Here is a 21,139-nt window from a genome sequence, read left to right as displayed (position 1 = left end):
GTTTATACTTTATTTACCAACTAGCCTTCTTAACTCCTGGGATCAGACCTTGGTTTGCCATTTCTCTGAATGTAACACGAGAAATACCAAATTGCCTCATATATCCTTTTGGACGACCTGTTAACTTACAACGGTTATGCATACGTACAGGAGATGCATTCTTAGGAAGCTTTTGTAGCGCTTCATAATCTCCAGCTTCTTTCAAAGCTTTACGCTTTTCTGCATATTTAGCAACTGTTTTTGCTCTTTTCACCTCACGGGCTTTCATTGATTCTTTAGCCATAATTAATTCTTTTTGAAAGGTAAACCTAGTTCTGTTAACAATGATTTCGCTTCTTTATCGGTAGTAGCCGAAGTCTCAAAAGTAATATTCATACCTTCAATCTTCTTTATTCTATCGATATTAATTTCTGGAAAGATAATTTGCTCAGTAATTCCCATACTGTAATTACCTCTACCATCAAATCCAGTAGCGTTAATTCCACCAAAATCCCTTACACGAGGTAATGCAGATGTAATCAATCTATCAAGAAATTCATACATACGCTCACCACGTAAAGTAACTTTTGCTCCAATTGGCATTCCTTTACGCAACTTAAATGAAGCGACATCTTTCTTAGAAATTGTAGGAATTGCTCTTTGCCCAGTAATTAGCGTTAGCTCTTCTACTGTATTCTCAACCAATTTCTTATCTGCAACAGCAGCCCCTATACCCCTAGACACAACGATCTTATTAAGTTTAGGAACTTGCATTACATTCTTATAGCCAAATTCTTCTGTAAGAGAAGCCGTCACACGGTCTTTAAACTCTTGTTTTAATCTTGGTACGTATCCCATGACTATATGATTTCGTTTGTTGTTTTTGCGAAACGAACCTTCTTATCTCCTTCCATACGGTAACCCACACGAGTTGCTTTACCATTACTGTCTATTAAAGACACATTTGAAATTTGAAGAGGTGCTTCTTTCTCTTTAATACCACCTTGAGGATTTGCAGCACTAGGCTTCTCATGTTTTTTCACCATGTTCACTCCCTCAACGATAACTTTATTACTATCTACAAATACTTTCATTACCTTACCTTCTTTCCCTTTTTGGGCTCCAGCAGTAACACGAACAGTATCTCCTGATTTTATTTTAAGTTTTGCCATCTTCTTATGTATTAAAGCACCTCAGGTGCTAATGACACAATCTTCATGAATTGTTTATCACGAAGTTCTCTCGCTACTGGTCCAAAAACACGAGTCCCTCGCATTTCACCTTGAGCGTTTAAAAGAACACAAGCATTATCGTCAAAACGAATATATGATCCATCTGGACGACGCACTTCTTTCTTAGTACGCACAACTACTGCTGTAGAAACGGCTCCTTTTTTTACTTGACCGTTAGGAGTTGCATCCTTTACAGATACAACAATTTTATCCCCTACAGAAGCATATCTTCTCTTAGTACCTCCCAACACACGGATAGTCAAAACTTCTTTTGCTCCTGTGTTATCTGCTACTTTTAATCTTGATTCTTGCTGTAACATTACTTAGCTCTTTCAATGATTTCTACTAATCTCCAACACTTTGATTTACTCATAGGACGTGTTTCCATAATCCTAACGGTATCTCCTTCGTTGCAGTCATTTGTTTCGTCGTGTGCTACGTATTTTTTCGTTTTCAAAACGAATTTTCCATACATAGGGTGTTTTACTTTCTTAACCTCAGATACAACAATTGATTTTTGCATCTTATTACTGGTTACAACACCAATACGCTCTTTTCTTAAATTTCTTTTTTCCATCTTAAGCAGCGTTATTGTTCTCTTTTAGTTAATTCAGTTGCTATTCTTGCGACAGTACGTCTTAAAGCACGCAATTGAATAGGATTGTCTAATGGAGAAATTGTATGTGCCATTTTTAGATCTGCATAAGATCTTTTAGCTTTTCCAAGTTCTTCTTGTAATTCTGCTACAGATAATCCTTTTACTTCTGATTGTTTCATTATCTTATAATTTATTCAGCTGAAAAGTCTCTAGCTACAATATACTTTGTTCTCACAGGAAGTTTTTGAGCTGCAAGTCTAAGTGCTTCTTTAGCCACTGGCTCAGGCACCCCACCTACTTCAAATAATATACGTCCTGGTTTTACCACAGCTGCCCAATATTCTACAGCACCTTTACCTTTACCCATACGTACCTCAAGAGGCTTCTTTGTAATAGGCTTATCCGGGAATATTTTGATCCATAATTGACCTTCCCTTTTCATGTAACGTGTTGCTGCAATACGAGCTGCTTCTATCTGTCTAGCAGTAATGAAATTAGAGTCTGTTGACTTAATTCCAAAAGTTCCGTTTGAAAGTGTATGCCCTCTTTGAGAGAGACCTTTCATACGCCCCTTCTGCTGCTTACGAAATTTTGTTTTTTTAGGCTGTAACATTTTCTTGTTCTTTTAAAAAATTACTTTCTACGGCGAGATCCGCGATTATCTTTACCCGAACCACCTTTACCTGATTTTTTCTGTAAACCAACTAATGGAGAAAGTTCTCTTTTGCCATATACTTCACCTTTCATAATCCACACTTTAATCCCCAATCTACCATAAGTAGTATGAGCTTCAACTAAAGCATAATCTATGTCGGCTCTAAATGTTGATAAAGGAATACGTCCATCTTTATAAGACTCAGAACGTGCCATTTCAGCTCCATTCAATCGTCCAGAAATTTGGATTTTAATACCCTCTGCATTCATACGCATTGCAGCCGCAATTGCCATCTTGATTGCACGACGAAAAGAGATACGACCTTCGATTTGACGCGCAACACTAGACCCCACCAAGAACGCATCAAGTTCTGGACGTTTGATCTCATGAATATTAATTTGTACTTCTTTTTCAGTAATCTTCTTAAGCTCTTCTTTTAACTTGTCTACCTCTTGCCCACCTTTTCCGATAATAATACCAGGTCTAGCAGTAGTGATAGTAACGGTTACAAGTTTAAGCGTACGCTCAATAATTACACGTGACACACTAGCTTTACTTAAACGAGCGTGAATGTAACGTCTAATCTTATCGTCTTCGGCAAGTTTATCACCGTAGTCGTTACCACCATACCAGTTAGATTCCCATCCTCTGATAATTCCTAGGCGATTTCCGATTGGATTTGTCTTCTGTCCCATCTAATTAATTGCTTTGTGTGTTATCGTTTGCACCAAGCACAACTGTTACGTGATTGCTGCGTTTTCTAATTCTGTGTGCGCGACCTTGTGGTGCTGGACGAAGTCTTTTCAACATCGCTCCACTATCCACTTTGATCTCTTTAATAAAAAGATCTGCATCTTCAAGACTTGAATCTTCATTCTTTGCTTCCCAATTTGCGATAGCTGAAAGAACAAGTTTCTCCACTTTACGAGATGCCTCTTTATTACTAAATTTCAATAATTGAAGTGCTCTCTCCACCTTTGCGCCACGTATCATATCTGCTACTAAACGCATTTTACGAGGTGAAGTCGGGCAGTTATTCAATTTAGCGAAAGCTACTTGCTTATTTGCAGCCTTGCGCGCCTCTGCTGATTCTCTTTTACGAACTCCCATGACTTCAATTATTTTTTACCTTTATTTTTTGCACCTGCGTGTCCTCTATAAGAACGTGTAGGTGAAAATTCTCCTAATTTATGTCCTACCATATTCTCAGTAACGTATACTGGAACAAACTGGCGACCATTGTGTACTGCTATTGTTTGACCAACAAAGTCAGGAGTAATCATAGAAGCCCTTGACCAAGTTTTGATCACTGTCTTCTTATTACCCTCTACATTTGCAGCAACTTTCTTCTCTAATTTATAGTGAACGTAAGGTCCTTTTTTTAATGAACGTGCCATATCTTATTATTTCTTTCTACGTTCTACAATATATTTATTACTCGCTTTCGTCTTAGAACGTGTTCTGTATCCTTTTGCAGGAACTCCGTTTCTATTACGAGGGTGACCTCCAGAAGATTTACCTTCACCACCTCCCATTGGGTGATCAACAGGGTTCATCACTACTGGACGCACACGAGGTCTTCTTCCTAACCAACGGCTTCTACCTGCTTTACCAGATACTAACAATTGATGATCACTATTTGACACAGCTCCAATTGTAGCCATACAAGTAACAAGAATTAACCTTGTTTCTCCTGATGGCAATTTAACCGTAGCAAATTTACCATCACGCGCCATTAACTGAGCAAAAGCACCAGCGCTACGAGCCATAACAGCTCCCTGCCCTGGGCGTAACTCTATACAAGAAATAATTGTACCTAATGGAATATCTGAAAGCGGCATAGCATTACCAATTTCCGGAGCTACATTAGCACCAGAAACAATGTTTTGACCTACTTGAAGACCGTTTTGAGCAATCACATAACGCTTTTCACCATCTTGGTAATTAAGCAATGCAATAAATGCTGTTCTGTTTGGATCGTATTGAATTGAAGCAACTGTAGCAGGAATTCCTTCCTTATTACGTTTAAAATCAATTATACGATACCTTCTTTTATGACCACCACCTAATTGGCGCACAGTCATTTTTCCCGTGTTGTTTCTACCTCCTGAGCGTTTTCTCGGAGCCAAAAGGCTCTTTTCCGGCTTGTCAGTTGTAATCTGGTCGAAACCATTTACAACTCTAAATCGCTGCCCTGGAGTGATAGGTTTTAGTTTTCTTACTGACATTTTAAGAAATTAAATGTTGTTATAAAAATCTATTGTATCACCTTCCGCCAACTGTACAATCGCCTTTTTTATAGCGTTTGTTTTACCAGTAATAACCCCAGATTTCGTATAACGAGATTTGCGATTAGGACGGACATTCATTGTTCGAACTTTTTCAACTGAAACGCCATAAGCAGACTCAACTGCTTTTTTAATTTCAACCTTATTTGTTCTCATACTTACTTCGAAAGTATAGCGATTATTAACCTCACTATCCATCGTAGCTTTTTCCGTAATAACAGGTTTTATTAAAATACTCATGACGTCTTATTTAGCTAAGTTAGTCTCAATACCTTCTAAAGAACCTTCAAGCAATACAACATTATTTGCATTCATAATTTTGTAAGTACTTAATTCTGAACTTGTTACAACTTCAGAGCTCTTTAAATTGCGTGACGACAAATATACATTATTATTTGACTCTCCCAACACTATTAAAGATTTTTTATTCTCAAGACCCAAAGCCTTAAGCACATTAATAAAATCTTTTGTCTTTGGAGCTTCAAAATTAAAGTCTTCTACGACTGTGATTGCCTTATCATTTGCCTTTAAAGAAAGTGCAGAACGACGTGCTAATCTTTTCATCCCTTTATTTAGTTTGAAGGAATAATTTCTTGGTCTAGGACCAAACATTCTTCCTCCTCCTTTAAAAACACCAGACTTGATACTTCCCGCACGAGCAGTACCAGTTCCCTTTTGTTTTTTAATCTTACGAGTAGACCCTGAAATCTCAGCTCTCTCTTTTGCCTTATGAGTTCCTTGACGTTGATTAGCTAGATATTGCTTAACATCTAAGTAAACAGCATGATTATTAGGCTCTATAGCAAAAACAGCATCAGAAAGGTTTGCCTCTCTCCCTGTTTCTTTTCCTTTAATATCTACAACTGCTACTTTCATTATTTCTGAATGGTTACATAAGCGTTTTTATGTCCAGGTACACACCCCTTCACTACAAGTAGATTTTTATCTGCAACTACTTTTAAAACTCTTAAATTTTGAACTTTCACTTGATCACCTCCCATACGACCTGCCATACGCATTCCTTTGAATACACGTGCAGGATAAGAAGCAGCACCAATAGAACCTGGAGCTCTCAAACGGTTATGCTGACCATGAGTCGCTTGTCCTACCCCAGCAAAACCGTGACGCTTAACAACCCCTTGAAAACCTTTACCTTTTGAAGTGCCAGCTACATCTACAAATTCACCTTCTTCAAAGTGATCTACAGTGATTGCATCTCCTAATTTAAACTCTCCTTCAAATCCTTGAAACTCGACAACTTTGCGTTTTGCAACCGTACCTGCTTTTTTAGCGTGACCGCTAGCAGCTTTGTTTGCCTTTTTTGCGTCATCGAAACCAAGTTGAAGGGCTTCATACCCGTCAGTTTCTTTGGTTCTGACTTGGGTAACTACGCAGGGACCTACCTCTAAGACTGTACAAGGAATATTCTTCCCATTCTCGTCGAAGATGCTGGTCATACCTACTTTTTTTCCGATTAACCCAGACATATTTATTTATATTAATTATTAAAAAATCTATTCAAAAAAAACAGGGTCAAATACCTTCAACCCTGAATGTATTTTCTCCGTTTTTCCTTCGCACGCAGCTCAGGACATTTTATAGTGATGAGTACGCTTTCGCGAAAGCGCACTCAATCTATCACACTTTTATCTCTACTTCAACTCCACTAGGCAACTCTAACTTCATTAACGCATCAATAGTTTTTGAAGAAGAACTATAGATATCTAGTAAACGCTTGTAAGAGCTAAGCTCAAACTGCTCACGAGACTTCTTGTTTACGTGTGGCGAACGTAGTACTGTAAAAATTTTCTTGTGTGTAGGAAGTGGGATTGGCCCAGTTACAACAGCACCTGTCGTTTTTACTGTCTTTACGATTTTCTCAGCAGACTTATCTACTAAGTTGTGGTCGTAAGACTTTAATTTGATTCTTATTTTTTGACTCATATCCTTAGTAAATTAATTTGTTCCTTTAGATGCTGCAATTACTTCTTCTGAAATATTAGAAGGAGTTTCTGCATAGTGAGAAAATTCCATTGTTGAAGTTGCACGTCCAGAAGACAATGTTCTCAATGTAGTTACATATCCAAACATTTCCGAAAGTGGTACGGTAGCCTTTACTGTTTTTGCTCCAGCACGGTCTCCCATATCACTTACTTGTCCACGGCGACGGTTAAGATCCCCCACAATGTCACCCATATTCTCTTCAGGTGTAATTACCTCAAGTTTCATAATAGGCTCCATAATTACTGCTTTTGCAGCTTTTGCAGCGTTTTTAAATCCTAACTTAGCAGCAAGCTCGAAAGACAACTGATCAGAATCCACATCGTGATACGAACCATCAGTTAATGTCACTTTCATTGCATCTACTTCATATCCAGCTAAAGGACCATTAATCATTGCTGTTTTAAATCCTTTTTCAATAGACGGGATAAATTCCTTAGGAACATTACCACCTTTAATTGTAGAAACAAACTCCAGACCCACCTTACCTTCTTCAGCTGGCTCTATAGTAAATACGATATCTGCGAATTTACCACGACCCCCTGATTGTTTTTTGTACACCTCACGATGATCAGCTTTTTGCGTAATCGCCTCTTTGTACTCAACTTGTGGCTGTCCCTGATTAACCTCTACCTTAAACTCACGCTTAAGACGATCTACAATAATATCTAAGTGAAGCTCACCCATACCAGATATAATAGTCTGACCTGAAGCTTCATCAGTTTTTACTTGGAATGTTGGATCTTCTTCAGAAAGCTTAGCAAGTGCCATACCTAGTTTATCTACGTCAGCTTTTGTCTTAGGCTCTACCGCGATACCAATTACCGGATCAGGGAAGTCCATTGATTCAAGAACAATAGGATGCTTCTCTGCAGACATTGTGTCTCCAGTTTTAATATCTTTAAATCCAACTGCCGCTCCAATATCTCCTGCTTCGATATATTCGATAGCATTTTGCTTATTAGAGTGCATTTGATAAATACGAGAAATACGTTCTTTTTTCCCTGAACGGTTATTTAAAATATAAGACCCCGCATCTAAACGACCTGAATACGCACGGAAGAATGCAAGACGACCTACAAATGGATCTGTTGCAATTTTAAATGCCAATGCCGCAAAAGGTTCTTTCACATCTGGCTTACGCACTTCTTCTTCTTCAGTATCAGGATTAATTCCTACGATACCTTCCTTATCCGTAGGAGAAGGCAAGTAACGACATACAGCATCAAGAAGGAATTGAACTCCTTTATTTTTGAATGCTGAGCCGCAAACCATAGGTATGATAGACATATCCATTACAGCAGCACGAAGCGCAGCATGCACTTCCTCCTCCGTAATAGAATCTTCGTCTTCCATAAATTTCTCAAGAAGATTCTCATCATAACCTGCAACTTCCTCTATAAGTAGTGCACGATATTTTCTAGCTTCTTCTTTCATATCTTCTGGAATATCGATCACATCAAAAGTAGCCCCTTGTGTATGATCATGCCATACAATAGCACGATTCTTAACAAGATCGATAATCCCTTTAAAGTCTGCCTCATCACCAATATTCAATACGATTGGCACAGCATTAGACTTCAACATATCCTTCACTTGCTGACAAACACCAAGGAAGTTAGAACCTTGACGGTCCATTTTATTTACAAAACCAATACGTGGTACTTTGTAATTATCCGCTAGTCTCCAGTTAGTCTCTGACTGAGGCTCTACACCATCAACAGCACTAAACAAGAACACCAACCCATCAAGCACACGCAACGAACGATTTACTTCAACCGTAAAGTCAACGTGACCTGGAGTATCTATAATATTAAAATGATATCCTTTAGTATCAGGAGTTGGCTCTCCATTTTCGATTGGAAATTTCCACTCACAAGTAGTTGCAGCAGAAGTAATCGTGATTCCACGTTCTTGCTCTTGCTCCATCCAGTCCATTGTCGCAGCACCATCATGTACTTCTCCAATTTTATGACTTACACCTGTATAATAAAGAATACGCTCTGTAGTAGTAGTTTTTCCTGCATCAATATGTGCAGCAATACCAATATTTCTAGTAAATTTTAAATCTCTTGCCATTTCTTAGAATCTAAAGTGTGAAAATGCTTTATTTGCTTCTGCCATTTTATGTGTATCAACACGTTTTTTAACAGCAGCACCTTCTTCTTTTGCAGCAGCAAGAATTTCTGATGCAAGTTTAGAAGCCATTGACTTTTCGTTTCTTTTTCTTGCATATCCGATTAACCACTTCATAGCAGTTGAGATCTTACGATCTGGACGAATTTGCATTGGAATTTGGAAAGTTGCCCCTCCTACTCGACGACTACGAACTTCAACGTGAGGCATCACATTAGATAATGCATCCTTCCACATTTCAAGTGCAGTTTTTTCGTCATCTGTTTTCTTTTCTTCTACGATATCTATTGCATCGTAAAAAACTTTAAAGGCTACCGATTTTTTCCCATCCCACATCATCATATTAACAAATCGAGTTACTAACTGATCGTTAAAGCGTGGATCTGGTAAAAGTGGTCTCTTTTTGGCCTGTCTTTTTCTCATTTCTTCTCTTTAAAAGTGTTGATGATTTACTTCTTAGGGCGTTTTGCACCATATTTAGATCTCGACTGTAGTCTTCCTTGAACACCTGCGGTATCCAAAGCTCCACGTACAATGTGATATCTAACTCCTGGCAAATCTTTTACCCTTCCGCCTCTAACCAATACTATCGAGTGCTCCTGAAGATTGTGTCCTTCACCACCAATGTATGCATTCACCTCTTTACCATTTGTTAAACGAACACGCGCAACTTTACGCATAGCCGAGTTTGGTTTTTTAGGTGTAGTCGTGTAAACACGAGTACATACGCCGCGGCGTTGTGGGCACGAATCTAAAGCAGCCGATTTACTCTTCTTGGTTATTTTGGCTCTTCCTTTTCGTACTAATTGTGAAATTGTTGGCATAATTTCTTTCTACCTAAATTTTGTTAAAAATTAACTAACCCTTCTCTAAGGGCTTGCAAAAGTACAATTATTTTGAGATTATTCAAATAATAACTCACTTATTTTAAAATGGTTTCTTAATAATTAAAACGAAAAACACTTTTTAGCTACAAAAACCGTTAGTTTTACATCAAAAAATAATTTACTTGAGACGCACCATCTACATCCTTTTCATTCTATATATATGTAGTTCCTCCTATTGTATATCTCAAGAAAAAAAAATAACCCTCAATATCATTGGAAAATTACCCAGCTCAACAAAAACAATTGACAGTATTGGCTACCAGAAAACATTCAAAGAGCTCATTCCTTTATTTAAAACGATAGACAGTTTAAAGGGAAAACTTTCTCAATTAGGCTACATAGATATTACAGAAACAAGAAAAAAAACAAACGATTCATCTTATGAATCAACAATAAATTTAGGTCGGCATTATAAATACATAAGAGTACACGTAGGCAAGGAAATCACTATCAAAACATATCTTAAACAAGCAGAACTTACGGTTAGAAACGACAGTATTCTTATTGAGACCGCTTTCGCGAAAGCGGTTTTAGAAAACTTAACCACTATTGCATCTAATAGCGGAAACCCTTTTACCAGTTTTCAAATTACCTCCATATCCAAGAACAAAACAGGAACGCTTTCAGGAAACTTAATAATAGAAAAAGATTTAAATCGATATGCTGATCGTATCATTATAAATGGTTACAAAAATGCTCCTAAAGGATATTTAAAATATTATGCTAGAATAAAAGAAGGGAAAATATTTAACCAAAAAGAATTATTAGAACAGAACGAACGACTTAACAACCTTAGCTTTATCACTTCTAAAAAGGACCCTCAAGTTTTATTCACAAAAGATAGCACTACGGTCTATTTCTATTTAGAACGAAAAATCAACAATCGTTTTGACGGTTTTTTAGGTTTTGCCACAAACGAAGAAACCAATAGATTACAATTAGATGGATATGTAGATCTTATACTCACCAACAATCTCAATTACGGAGAAACTCTACTTTTAAACTATAAAAGTGACGGGGACGATCAAACACAATTAAATGTAAAAGTCACATTACCCTATTTATTCAAAAGTCCATTAGGCATTGAAACACAACTATCATTATTCAGAAAAGACAGCACTTTTTCTGAAAACAGCCAAGAAGTCAGCTTGTTTTACCAAATCAATCCGAATAGCACCGTTTCTCTAGGATACAAATCTAAACAATCTGAAGATCTTATTGACACAACAGACACCTTCAATGAAATCATAGAAGACTACACACAACAAAGAGTTCTAGGTAGTTTTTCTTTTTCAAAACTACAATCTGATTTTTTCTTTCCCGTAAAAACACAATTGACTATAAGAGGAGAGATTGGAAACAGAACTTCAACAACTGAGGAAGAAGAACAACTTAATATAAATGCAAACACAAGTCACATCTTTCAATTAAATGATGTAAATCAAATTTACATACGAAACAGAACACAAGCCTTATTTTCGGACTCCTACTTAACCAATGAACTTTATCGTTTTGGAGGAATCACAAGTATACGAGGTTTTGAGGAGAATAGTATTTTCGCCAACTTAGTAAGCACTCTGAACACTGAATATCGATACGTATTAAACTCCAGTATATACGTGCATAGCATTATTGACCTTGCTTATTTTGAAAATGAAATAGCAGATCAAAAAGAAAAGCTAATAAGCTTTGGACTTGGCGCTGGACTAAGAACTAAAGCTGGGATTTTTAAGATCAACATTGCTAATGGAAAATCTGAAAATCAGACATTTCGTTTTTCAAACACTAAACTACACTTCCAACTAGCTATTCGCTTTTAAACCAAGCACTCATCTCACTTTTATGTTAAAATTAACATAAAAGTAAAACTTTATCGGAGTTATCTAAAAACCTTTAGAAAAAAGCAATCTTGATAAAGAAATAGAAAATCTCGGGAAGCACCTCCTTACTATTTTTAAGTTCATCGTGAACGAAATAATGACCCGATACGCATTTTTAAAAGAATTATAATTTCTGCTTAAAAAAAATTACACCACGGAAACCACTGAACACAACACCATTCATTAACTGAATGAGCAGTAGTTCAACACTTAAGCAGAAGAATTTAAAAGAAAAAAATCTATTCTATTTAAAGATAATTCATCAAAAGTGCGCAAAAAGTCAATATTTAGCAATAAATAGTTGTATAAATAACTTTTTATTGTGATTTTTATCAAAAATTGTAATATTTAAAAAAATGAAAAAGAAGTTATGCTTAGTGCTAACACTATTGCTAGTGTTTGCAGTTCAGACTGCGTTTGCACAACAAAAAACAGTATCAGGAACAGTTCTTGAAGCTGAGGGGCCTCTACCTGGGGCTAATGTCCTCATAAAAGGAACATCAAATGGTACACAAACAGATTTTGACGGTAAGTTCTCCTTATCCAATGTAAATTCTACCGACATTATTATCGTAAGTTATGTAGGGTTTAAAAATGTAGAAGTTCCCGTAGGGAATCAAACTACTATTACTATTACCCTAGAACCGGACAACACATTAGACGAAGTTGTTATTGTTGGTTTTGGTAGTAGAACCAAGGAACTCTCTACTTCAGCCATATCTACAGTTACTGGGAAAGACATAGAAAACCTAGTACCATCTACCAGTTTAGACAACGCCTTACAAGGAAAAGCTGCCGGAGTACAAGTAGTTGGGGCTAACGGTAGACCAGGTCAAACCGCATTTGTACAAATACGTGGAATTGGATCATTAAGCGCATCTACCACACCACTTTATGTTGTAGATGGTGTTCCAATTGACGCAAATGACGTAAACAACATCAACCCTAATGACATCGAAAGTTTTTCTATTCTAAAAGATGCTGCAACTGTAAGTTTATATGGTTCACGTGGAGCTAATGGTGTTGTACTTATTACAACAAAAAGAGGAAAAAGCGGAGAAGCTAGAATTAATTTTAATTCTTCCATAGGTTTTTCTCAACGTATCCCAGATCCATTTGATCTTTTAGACGCAAGAGGGAAATTAGATATTGAAAGACAATTTGCTGAATTAGGCGTAGCTGCTGCTCAAAGTTTACCTGGAGCAACATCAACCCCTGAAGAACTTGCAGACCTTATAGCTTTAGATACAGATTGGGAAAATGAACTACTCAGACAAGGGTTTATTCAAAACAACTCCCTTTCTATTTCTGGAGGTGACGATCGCTTAAACTACTTTCTATCCCTTGGCTACAGTAAAAACACAGGTATCATTGATCGTATAGATGGATTTGAAAGAACCTCTCTTCGATTAAACACCTCGTACCAAGCCAAAGATTGGTTACGCATAAACACTAACATCTCTTTATCACGTAATACATCTGATTTACCTCGAGATAGAAACAACGTACAAAACCCATTTAGAGCTTTATACGATTACAACCCATACGAACCTTTATTTTTAAGAGATGACAATGGAGACATTGCTGTAGATGAAAATGGAGAAAATGTATACAATCCAACATCTACAGGATTCCCTATTGCTTTAGCACTTCAAACAGAACCAGAAGACAATAGAAACTTTTTAATCATTGGAAGCCTTGGTGCTGACATAAAGATATCTAATAAATTCTCCAACAACTTTTTAGTAGGAGCAACATCTAATAGATTTAACAGAACCAACAGATCACTTCCTGGAGGAGTTCTTCAAGGGTTTGTGGGAGATGCAGATTTCCCAGGAACTCAAACTGACAATGCTTCTATAGACCTACGCTACAACGTAACGAATACATTCAGTTACAAAGACACTTTTAATGAAGTACATAATATCCAAGCAGATTTTCTATTAGATTACGTTGAACGTATTTTCACTAGTCAGTTTTCTACTAGTAGAGGTTTTCCAACACCAGATATTCCTTTTCAAGATGTTGCTGCAGAAGCTTCTGCTGCAGGATCCAATGAAGCTAGAAACAGATTATTCTCACAAGGATTATTTTTAACTTATGATTATAACAGGAAATATGTTGCTTCAGGTAGTATACGTAGAGATACTTCTACTCGTTTTGGTCCGAATAACCAAGAAGGGTATTTCTGGAGTGGTAGTTTGGCATGGAATCTTACCAATGAAGATTTCTTATCAAGTAACTCTACTATAAGTAATTTAAAACTTAGAGCATCTTTAGGTACTGCGGGTAATCAAGCTATTGGAGAATTCCAATTCTTAAACCTTGCTAACTTCGGAACATTTAATGGAAGCACATCTCTTCTTCCTATAGGTGTAGGTAACCCAGACATCCAATGGGAAGCTCAAGAAACGCTTGATATTGGTGTAGAATGGGGCTTATTCAATAATCGCTTAAATGGGGTTGTCGATTTCTTTCAAAGAAATTCTGATCAATTATTATTACCAAGACCAATCTCCGCTACTATTGGAGACGAGAACAACTCTATCATATCTAATATTGGAGAAATAGAAAATCAAGGACTTGAAGTTTCTTTAAATTATGATGTTTTAAGAAATAGCAATATGAGATTTTCTGTAGGAGGAAATATATCATTCCAATTAAATAATGAAGTAGTATCTCTCGTTAATGGAGAAGATATTATTAATGGCACTACAATTCTAAGAGAAGGGGAAGAAATCAACTCTTTCTTTCTACCTAGATATGCCGGTGTTAATCCTGGAAATGGAGCACCATTATATCTAGATCAAGATGGCAACATCACTGACGCTTTCAGCGGCGACTTCAACACCTTACTAGAAGGCAAATCCCCAGCACCAGACCTACAAGGAGGTTTTTACACAGATTTTAGCTGGAAAGGGTTTAGCATACGTTCTGACTGGGCATTCCAAGCTGGAAATTACATCCTTAACTTCCAACGACAAGCTGGTGTCGCTATAGGGAATATAGATGCAAATTTAAGAACTGAAGCATTAAACTTCTGGAGACAACCAGGAGATACTAACGTGCTCCCTAGCCCATTATTCCAAGCTACAGCAGATCAAACATCTACAAGATTTCTTGAAAAAGGTGACTTTTTACGTCTCAGATCTCTTACAGTAGCCTATAGCCTTCCAAGTTCTTTTACTGAAAAATTATTTATTAATTCTTTAAGAATATACGGAACTGGACAAAACATTCTCACTGTAACTGGTTTTGAAGGAGATCCAGAAGTAGGTATTGGTTCTGCTGAGACTTCTGCACCAGGAAATGCTGGTTTTGTAGCCGGAGCATTTAATTTATTTAGTTATCCACAGACTCGTTCATATACTTTTGGCGTAGAAGTAGGATTTTAATTTAAAAAAAGAACAAAATGAAAAATATAAAATTAATAATACTATCTACAGTACTATTTAGTATTTTATCTTCTTGCAGTGATGAAATAGACAATTTATCACCTTTTACGCAAGTGGACCCTGTTGAGTTTTTAGACAATCCTCAAGCATTTCAAATTGCTGTTGACGGAATGTACAATCAATTTTTTAACTACTATGCTTCCCCAGGATCTGCAATGCAAGGGATTCCAGACATTTTATCTGATAACGCAGTGTTAGCAACTACAGGAAGACGCTCCAATCAAGTCTTTTTCAACTATCAGTATACATCTGTTACTGGTGGAGCTATAGCACTATACTTTAGCGAAGCTTACGAAGCAGTTAATGTTGCTAATTTAGTTATCGGACAAATAGACAATTTACCTGCTGGTGAGGTTAGAGATAATATTTTAGGTCAAGTTTTAGCTGGACGAGCACTAGCACATTTTGACCTAGTAAGAACTTATGCACCTATCCCTACACAATCAAATGATGCAAATAATGCTTTAGGTATCACTTACGTGAAAGTTGAAGATGGAGACATAGAAGATCCTTTTATCTCACCTATACGCGAAACCGTTGCCTCAAACTACACTGAAATTATTGATGATTTAGTGTCGGCAAGTGCTCTTATATCAACAGAAAACAATGAAGGAAGATTAACTAGAAATGGTGTTTTTGCAATACTATCTAGAGTCTACCTATATATGGGACAATATCAAAATGCGATTGACGCAGCAAATCAAGTAACTACACCGCTAGCAACTATACCTGAACTACCTGGTGTTTATACAGATTCAAATAATGCAGGTATTGTTGTTGAATTCTCTGTAAACACAAGTTCAGAAGCTAATGCAGCTAATGTTGGTGTTATCTATAGTCAAGGAAGCCTTGACGCTGATACAGGAGAGATAACTAACACTATTTCGGAGTATGTCGTTGATTTAGAATTCTTAAATAGTATTAGCGACGATGATGCCAGAAAAGAAGTTATTCAATTTGACAGCGCCAATGGAGATGCAGAACATAATGGCATCAGAAAATTCTTAGGAGAAGAAGGTCAAGTAAATGGTCGTCTTGACACGAAAGCAATAAGAGCTGCTGAAGTTTTATTAAATAAGGCAGAAGCACAATTTGAATTAGGATTAGAAGGCCCTGCTTTAACAACACTTAATGAACTTAGAGCAGAACGATTTAACAATTTTGTAGCTGGAACAGAGACTGGACAAGATCTCGAAGATGCAATTCAATTTGAAAGACGTGTTGAATTAGCATTTGAAGGACATCGCTTCTTTGACATTAAGAGACGCGGAGAAGCTCTACAAAGATCTTCTTTTGGAGATTTAAGGGACGGAACTGGAACTCCAGCTGAGATTCAAACACTTCCTGCAGGAGATTTTAGATTCCAATTCCCTATCCCTATAGCGGAAATCAATGCAAATCCTAATTACGTTCAGAATCCTGGATACTAAAATATAATGAAAATGAAAAAAATTAAATATTTACTATTAGTAACAATGAGTATTATCGCATTCATTTCTTGCGATGATGATTCAGAATTCGGATCAGGAATTCAAGATTCAGATCCAACTATAATTAGTTTAAATCAAACTAGCGAGAGCGTTTTCTTGTCTATTGGCGAATCCATAGAGTTAGATTTCTCGATAAATGCTTCAAAAACATCTAATGTAGATAGAGTAATCACACTAGAATTAAATGAAGCTACTTCCTTGCCGTCTGAATCATTTACTGTTTCACCCATGCAAGTAACTATTCCTGCCAATGAATTTGTGGCTAATTTTTCAGTTACTATAACAGAAAATCAAGGAATGCCGTCAGAAGACAATTTAATCTTAGATATTCCGGAATCTGCAGAATATCAAATCTCAACACTCTTCCCTAGTCTAAACATTAATGTAAACGTAGTTTGCCCAGTTGAAGACACAGAATTTATAGGAAACTATCAACTAACAAATATAACTCCTGTAGATTTTGGAAACTTATATGCTGAAGGTCAAATAGTAAACATATCTGCTGGGGATGTTCTCGGAGAAAGAATGTTTGAAGCAGTTGTACTTGAAGATTTAGATATTGGACAACCAGCTACAATCCTTACTTTCAACCTAGTATGTGATTCGGTAGTACTACCACCTAATCAACCTACAAATCTTCAATGTGGAGGTTCCTTAGATCTAGGACCTGCTATTGGAGACGTTTTAGGAAGTTATACTACTGGAGATGATTCAGAATTTGAAATTGTCATTGGTTACAATGAACCCGGAACAGCTACCTGCGCAATGGCCAGTGATGCTGTTATCCGACTAACTAAGATTTAAGTTTAATTCTCAGTTACTTTTAAAAGTCCCATTACTTTAAGTTTTAAAGTAATGGGACTTTTTTTTATTTAAGCTTTAATTAATTTTAAAAAACAACAAGCATTTATCTCGTAGATTACATTTAACACCAAGAAACCCAATAAAAGAAAAAAACAAAACAACTAAACTACAAATCAAGAAACACTACACTATCAATCACTTAGCACAATATGTTAAAAAATTAAGAAATTAATTCTATTACAATTCCATACTTTTCTTGTCAAATACCAAAAGATTAAATAACACTCAACACTTAGAGCTCTAATTTTAAATACATCTCACCTAATATTCAGATATATTTAAAAATTCTAAAATTTAGGAGTAAATAGTTGTGTAATTAACTTTTTATTGTGATTTTTGACATTGGCTAATTCAAATAATTTATAAAAATGAAAACAAAGTTTAGTGGAATTTTAACGCTTTTGTTAGCGTTTGTCGTGCAAGTTTCATTTGCACAAACAACAGTTTCCGGAACAGTTTCTGAAGAAAACGGACCATTGCCTGGAGCAAGTGTCCTTATTAAAGGAACTCAGACTGGAGCTCAAACCGATTTTGATGGTAACTATACTATTCAAGCAAGTCCAAATGATGTACTTGTCTTTAGTTATGTAGGCTACTCAAATCAAGAGGTTACTGTAGGTAATCAAACTACAATTAACGTTACTCTTGCTTCAGACAATCAACTTGATGAAGTAATCGTAACTGCTCAGGGTATAAAACGTGAAAAGAAAGCGTTAGGATATGCTGTAAGTGAGGTTTCTTCTGAAGAGATAGAAAACCGTACAGAAGGTGATGTTGGACGTATACTTTCGGGTAAAGCATCTGGGGTAGATATTACTTCTCAGAGTGGTGCATCAGGATCTGCAACTAACGTTGTAATTCGTGGTTACAACTCTATTAACGGTAGTAACCAAGCTCTTTTCATCGTTGATGGTGTTCCTTTTAGTAGTGACACCAATGCTGGTAACGGTGATCCGAATGGCGGAAACAACTTTGCTAATGGAAACAACGGATCTTCTCGTTTCTTAGATCTTGATCCAAATAATATCGAAAGTGTTAACGTACTTAAAGGTTTAGCTGCTGCTACTCTTTATGGTACTGCTGGACGTAATGGTGTAATTGTAATTACTACAAAATCTGCAACTTCTCGTGGTCAAGGACCAAAGAAAACAGAGATTACAATTAACCAATCTTACTTTGCAAACGAAATCGCTTCATTACCTGATTACCAAAACACTTATGGTGGAGGTTTCGACCAATCATTTGGATGGTTTTTCTCAAACTGGGGACCTGCTTTCAGACCAGATGGTGTTGACGGATATTTAAATGACCCTGCACAGTTAATCGCTGCAGATGGAACTGTTGAACACCCTTATTCTTCATCTGCTTTCTTAGATGGTTTCTTAGGTGGTAACAACATTCTTCAAGAAGAATTTCAAGACCAAAGATATGAGTGGAGACCATATAACAACGTAGACGCATTCTTTAGAACTGGATCAGTTTCTAACACTTCTATTAACCTTAACGGAAGTTCTGAGGATGGTAAAGTAGCATATAATGTAAACTACGGTCATCTTAATGATCAAGGATTTATTCCTGGAAACACATTAAGAAGAAATAACTTATCAATTGGTGGTAGAGCACAATTATCTAACAAATTTACAATCTCAGGATCTTTAAATTATGCTAGAACAAACTTTTCTATCCCTCCAGTAGCTGCATCTTTAGGTAATGGTACTACAGGATTCTCAGTATTTGCGAATGTATTCTTTACACCTCGTAATGTGGATTTAGCAAATCTTCCATTTGAAATTCCTGAAACAGGAGGAAGTATCTACTACCGTAACGGAAATGACATTAACAATCCTAACTGGATTGTTCAAAATGCAAGAGATTCTCAATTAACTAACCGTGTATTCGGAACTAGTACTTTATCATACCAATTAAATGATAATCTAAATCTTCAGTATAGAGCTGGTGTTGATTTCTTTAATAATAGAAGTGAAGGTTTCTCAAATAGAGGAGGAGTATTAGGAGCTGCTAGAGATGATATTAGAGGTTATTACAATACATTTGACACTAACACAAGAATATGGGATCATTATGCAGCAATAAGTGGAGATTATGACTTAAGTGATAAAATTGGTCTTACTTTTATTGCTGGTGCAACATCTAGATCAAGAGAACAAGATGGACAAGGAGTAAGCAGTACTGACCAAATTGTATTTGGAGTTCAAAGACACTTTAACTTCAGACAGCAAGTAGCTGCACAATTCACTACTTTTAGAAACATTGTTGGTGTATTAGCACAAGCTGATTTTGATTATGACAATTACTTATTCCTTACGTTATCTGGACGTAATGATTGGGTTTCTAACTTACCAACTGAAAACAACTCTCAGTTTTACCCTAGTGGAAGTATTTCCTTCTTACCTACAGCTGCATTTGAAGGCTTAAAAAGTGATGCATTAAATTACTTAAAAGTAAGAGCAAGTTTAGGTACATCTGCAGGTTTTCCTGATCAATTTACTGGTAATGCAGGTTTCCCTGTGTCTCAGTTAGTAAACCAAGCTATTAATCAGCAACAGGTAGGATTAACTACTAACGGACTAAGTTCTTTCCAATCTAACTTCAACTTAAAGCCTGAGCTTATTAGTGAAGTTGAATTTGGTATTGAAACACGTTTATGGAAAAATAGAGTTAGTTTAGATGTATCTTATTTTGATCGTCAAACAGAAGATCTAATCGTTTTTAGACCCCTAGCACCTTCAAGTGGTTTTACTCAAACTACGGACAATATTGGTAAAGTAGAAGGAGATGGATGGGAAGTTGATCTTGGTGTAGATATTTTCAAAAGCGAAAGCAATGGATTTAACTGGAATTCAAGAGTTAACTTTACACAATCAGAGCAGATAGTAACCGAACAAGATGATGACATTATTGTGTACGCTGGTTTTGGAAACTTAGGAAATGCTGCTATTAGAGGTGAGCAATTAGGTGTAATTGTTGGAGATCGTATTTTAAGAGACGCTAATGGTAATTTCGTTGTAAATGGTGCTGGTAACTATGTATCTGAACCAAATATTACTTTAGATGACGGACGTAACATCCAACCTATTATCGGTAACCCACAACCAGATTATGTAATGAACTTTATCAATACATTATCTTATAAAAACTTTAATTTAGGATTCCAAATTAACCACACTAAAGGAGGTGACATTTATGCATCAACTGTATCTGTACTTCTTGGTCGTGGATTAATCGTTGAAACTGAAGACAGAGAAAATACATTTATCCTTCCTGGTGTAAATGTTGATGCTGCTGGAAATTCAACTCCTAATCAAACTCAAATTAATAACTCACAGTATTACTTCTCAAACATACTGTTCGGTCCTGGTGAATTACAAGTTTATGACGGATCTGTAGTTAGACTTCAAGAAATTTCTTTTGGATATAATGTTCCTAAGAAATATTTAGAAAAAACACCATTTGGTTCTTTCAGCATTACGGCTAGCGGATTTAACCTTTGGTATGATGCATATAACACACCTGATGGAGCAAACTTTGATCCAAACGTAGCAGGTGTAGGTGTAGGTAATGGACGTGGATTTGACTTCCTTAATGGACCTTCATCTAAGCGTTATGGTGTAAGTGTTAAAGCATCATTTTAATTAAAAAATTTATAAAATAAT

General features: G+C 36.4%; 23 protein-coding genes. 5 read left to right on the top strand and 18 right to left on the bottom strand.

Annotated features, from left to right (window positions below; translation table 11 throughout):
* Positions 1–13 precede the first annotated feature (13 nt).
* From rpsN to rpsL, 18 genes are all read right to left on the bottom strand, one after another.
* Complete coding sequence (rpsN, locus tag Q1A01_RS05010; protein ID WP_089373239.1) at positions 14–283, bottom strand: 30S ribosomal protein S14; 270 nt, start codon at positions 281–283, stop codon at positions 14–16.
* 2 nt (positions 284–285) lie between these two features.
* A complete protein-coding gene (gene rplE, locus Q1A01_RS05005) occupies positions 286–837 on the bottom strand; it encodes a 50S ribosomal protein L5 (protein ID WP_299676922.1) in 552 nt (183 codons plus the stop codon).
* A gap of 2 nt (positions 838–839) precedes the next feature.
* Positions 840–1,151 carry a 50S ribosomal protein L24 gene (gene rplX, locus Q1A01_RS05000; protein WP_299676919.1) on the bottom strand — a complete coding sequence of 104 codons (312 nt, stop codon included), beginning with the start codon at positions 1,149–1,151 and terminating at the stop codon, positions 840–842.
* A gap of 11 nt (positions 1,152–1,162) precedes the next feature.
* Positions 1,163–1,531 (bottom strand): 50S ribosomal protein L14, encoded by a 369-nt coding sequence (gene rplN, locus Q1A01_RS04995; protein WP_089373242.1) that lies wholly within the window; start codon positions 1,529–1,531, stop codon positions 1,163–1,165.
* Positions 1,531–1,788, bottom strand: coding sequence for a 30S ribosomal protein S17 (gene rpsQ, locus Q1A01_RS04990; RefSeq protein WP_089373243.1), 258 nt, complete (start codon positions 1,786–1,788; stop codon positions 1,531–1,533). Before rpsQ ends, rplN begins: the two co-directional genes overlap by 1 nt.
* 11 nt (positions 1,789–1,799) lie before the next feature.
* Complete coding sequence (gene rpmC, locus Q1A01_RS04985; RefSeq protein ID WP_089373244.1) at positions 1,800–1,988, bottom strand: 50S ribosomal protein L29; 189 nt, start codon at positions 1,986–1,988, stop codon at positions 1,800–1,802.
* A gap of 11 nt (positions 1,989–1,999) precedes the next feature.
* A complete protein-coding gene (rplP, locus tag Q1A01_RS04980; protein WP_089373245.1) occupies positions 2,000–2,422 on the bottom strand; it encodes a 50S ribosomal protein L16 in 423 nt (140 codons plus the stop codon).
* Positions 2,423–2,442: 20 nt separating this feature from the next.
* The gene (rpsC, locus tag Q1A01_RS04975; RefSeq protein WP_299676907.1) at positions 2,443–3,159 is read right to left on the bottom strand and encodes a 30S ribosomal protein S3; all 717 of its coding nucleotides are present in this window, start codon (positions 3,157–3,159) and stop codon (positions 2,443–2,445) included.
* Positions 3,160–3,163: 4 nt separating this feature from the next.
* Positions 3,164–3,574: a 50S ribosomal protein L22 gene (rplV, locus tag Q1A01_RS04970; protein WP_299676904.1), complete on the bottom strand. Its 411-nt coding sequence runs from the start codon at positions 3,572–3,574 to the stop codon at positions 3,164–3,166.
* Positions 3,575–3,582: 8 nt separating this feature from the next.
* Positions 3,583–3,861: a 30S ribosomal protein S19 gene (gene rpsS, locus Q1A01_RS04965; RefSeq protein WP_299676902.1), complete on the bottom strand. Its 279-nt coding sequence runs from the start codon at positions 3,859–3,861 to the stop codon at positions 3,583–3,585.
* Between the two features lie 6 nt (positions 3,862–3,867).
* A complete protein-coding gene (gene rplB / locus Q1A01_RS04960; protein WP_299676899.1) occupies positions 3,868–4,692 on the bottom strand; it encodes a 50S ribosomal protein L2 in 825 nt (274 codons plus the stop codon).
* A 9-nt stretch (positions 4,693–4,701) separates the two neighbouring features.
* Positions 4,702–4,992, bottom strand: coding sequence for a 50S ribosomal protein L23 (gene rplW, locus Q1A01_RS04955; protein WP_299676896.1), 291 nt, complete (start codon positions 4,990–4,992; stop codon positions 4,702–4,704).
* Positions 4,993–4,998: 6 nt separating this feature from the next.
* On the bottom strand, positions 4,999–5,628 hold the full coding sequence (rplD, locus tag Q1A01_RS04950) for a 50S ribosomal protein L4 (RefSeq protein ID WP_299676893.1): 630 nt from the start codon (positions 5,626–5,628) through the stop codon (positions 4,999–5,001).
* On the bottom strand, positions 5,628–6,239 hold the full coding sequence (rplC, locus tag Q1A01_RS04945) for a 50S ribosomal protein L3 (protein WP_089373252.1): 612 nt from the start codon (positions 6,237–6,239) through the stop codon (positions 5,628–5,630). The genes rplD and rplC overlap by 1 nt, the downstream gene beginning before the upstream one ends.
* A 151-nt stretch (positions 6,240–6,390) precedes the next feature.
* On the bottom strand, positions 6,391–6,696 hold the full coding sequence (gene rpsJ, locus Q1A01_RS04940) for a 30S ribosomal protein S10 (protein WP_013073266.1): 306 nt from the start codon (positions 6,694–6,696) through the stop codon (positions 6,391–6,393).
* A gap of 12 nt (positions 6,697–6,708) precedes the next feature.
* Positions 6,709–8,832 carry an elongation factor G gene (fusA, locus tag Q1A01_RS04935; RefSeq protein WP_299676884.1) on the bottom strand — a complete coding sequence of 708 codons (2,124 nt, stop codon included), beginning with the start codon at positions 8,830–8,832 and terminating at the stop codon, positions 6,709–6,711.
* Between the two features lie 3 nt (positions 8,833–8,835).
* Positions 8,836–9,312: a 30S ribosomal protein S7 gene (gene rpsG / locus Q1A01_RS04930; protein WP_299676881.1), complete on the bottom strand. Its 477-nt coding sequence runs from the start codon at positions 9,310–9,312 to the stop codon at positions 8,836–8,838.
* A 26-nt stretch (positions 9,313–9,338) separates the two neighbouring features.
* Positions 9,339–9,713, bottom strand: a complete 375-nt coding sequence (gene rpsL / locus Q1A01_RS04925; protein WP_089373255.1) for a 30S ribosomal protein S12 — start codon at positions 9,711–9,713, stop codon at positions 9,339–9,341.
* 185 nt (positions 9,714–9,898) lie between these two features.
* Here rpsL and Q1A01_RS04920 point away from each other — a divergent pair, with 185 nt between their 5' ends.
* The 5 genes from Q1A01_RS04920 to Q1A01_RS04900 all read left to right on the top strand — a co-directional run bounded on the left by Q1A01_RS04920 (position 9,899) and on the right by Q1A01_RS04900 (position 21,118).
* Complete coding sequence (locus Q1A01_RS04920; protein ID WP_299676876.1) at positions 9,899–11,596, top strand: BamA/TamA family outer membrane protein; 1,698 nt, start codon at positions 9,899–9,901, stop codon at positions 11,594–11,596.
* Between the two features lie 416 nt (positions 11,597–12,012).
* Positions 12,013–15,051 (top strand): TonB-dependent receptor, encoded by a 3,039-nt coding sequence (locus Q1A01_RS04915; RefSeq protein WP_299676873.1) that lies wholly within the window; start codon positions 12,013–12,015, stop codon positions 15,049–15,051.
* Positions 15,052–15,068: 17 nt separating this feature from the next.
* Entirely contained in the window at positions 15,069–16,541 is a 1,473-nt protein-coding gene (locus Q1A01_RS04910; RefSeq protein WP_299676870.1) for a RagB/SusD family nutrient uptake outer membrane protein, read from the top strand.
* 12 nt (positions 16,542–16,553) lie between these two features.
* Complete coding sequence (locus Q1A01_RS04905) at positions 16,554–17,405, top strand: hypothetical protein (RefSeq protein WP_299676867.1); 852 nt, start codon at positions 16,554–16,556, stop codon at positions 17,403–17,405.
* Positions 17,406–17,833: 428 nt separating this feature from the next.
* Positions 17,834–21,118, top strand: coding sequence for a SusC/RagA family TonB-linked outer membrane protein (locus Q1A01_RS04900; protein WP_299676864.1), 3,285 nt, complete (start codon positions 17,834–17,836; stop codon positions 21,116–21,118).
* The last annotated feature ends 21 nt before the right edge of the window (positions 21,119–21,139 follow it).

Origin of the sequence: uncultured Dokdonia sp., assembly GCF_947492815.1 — a bacterium.
In the GTDB taxonomy this organism is placed as follows: Bacteria; Bacteroidota; Bacteroidia; order Flavobacteriales; family Flavobacteriaceae; genus Dokdonia.
Note: the sequence above shows the minus strand (reverse complement) of the source record. Positions and strands in the feature narration are given on the sequence as shown.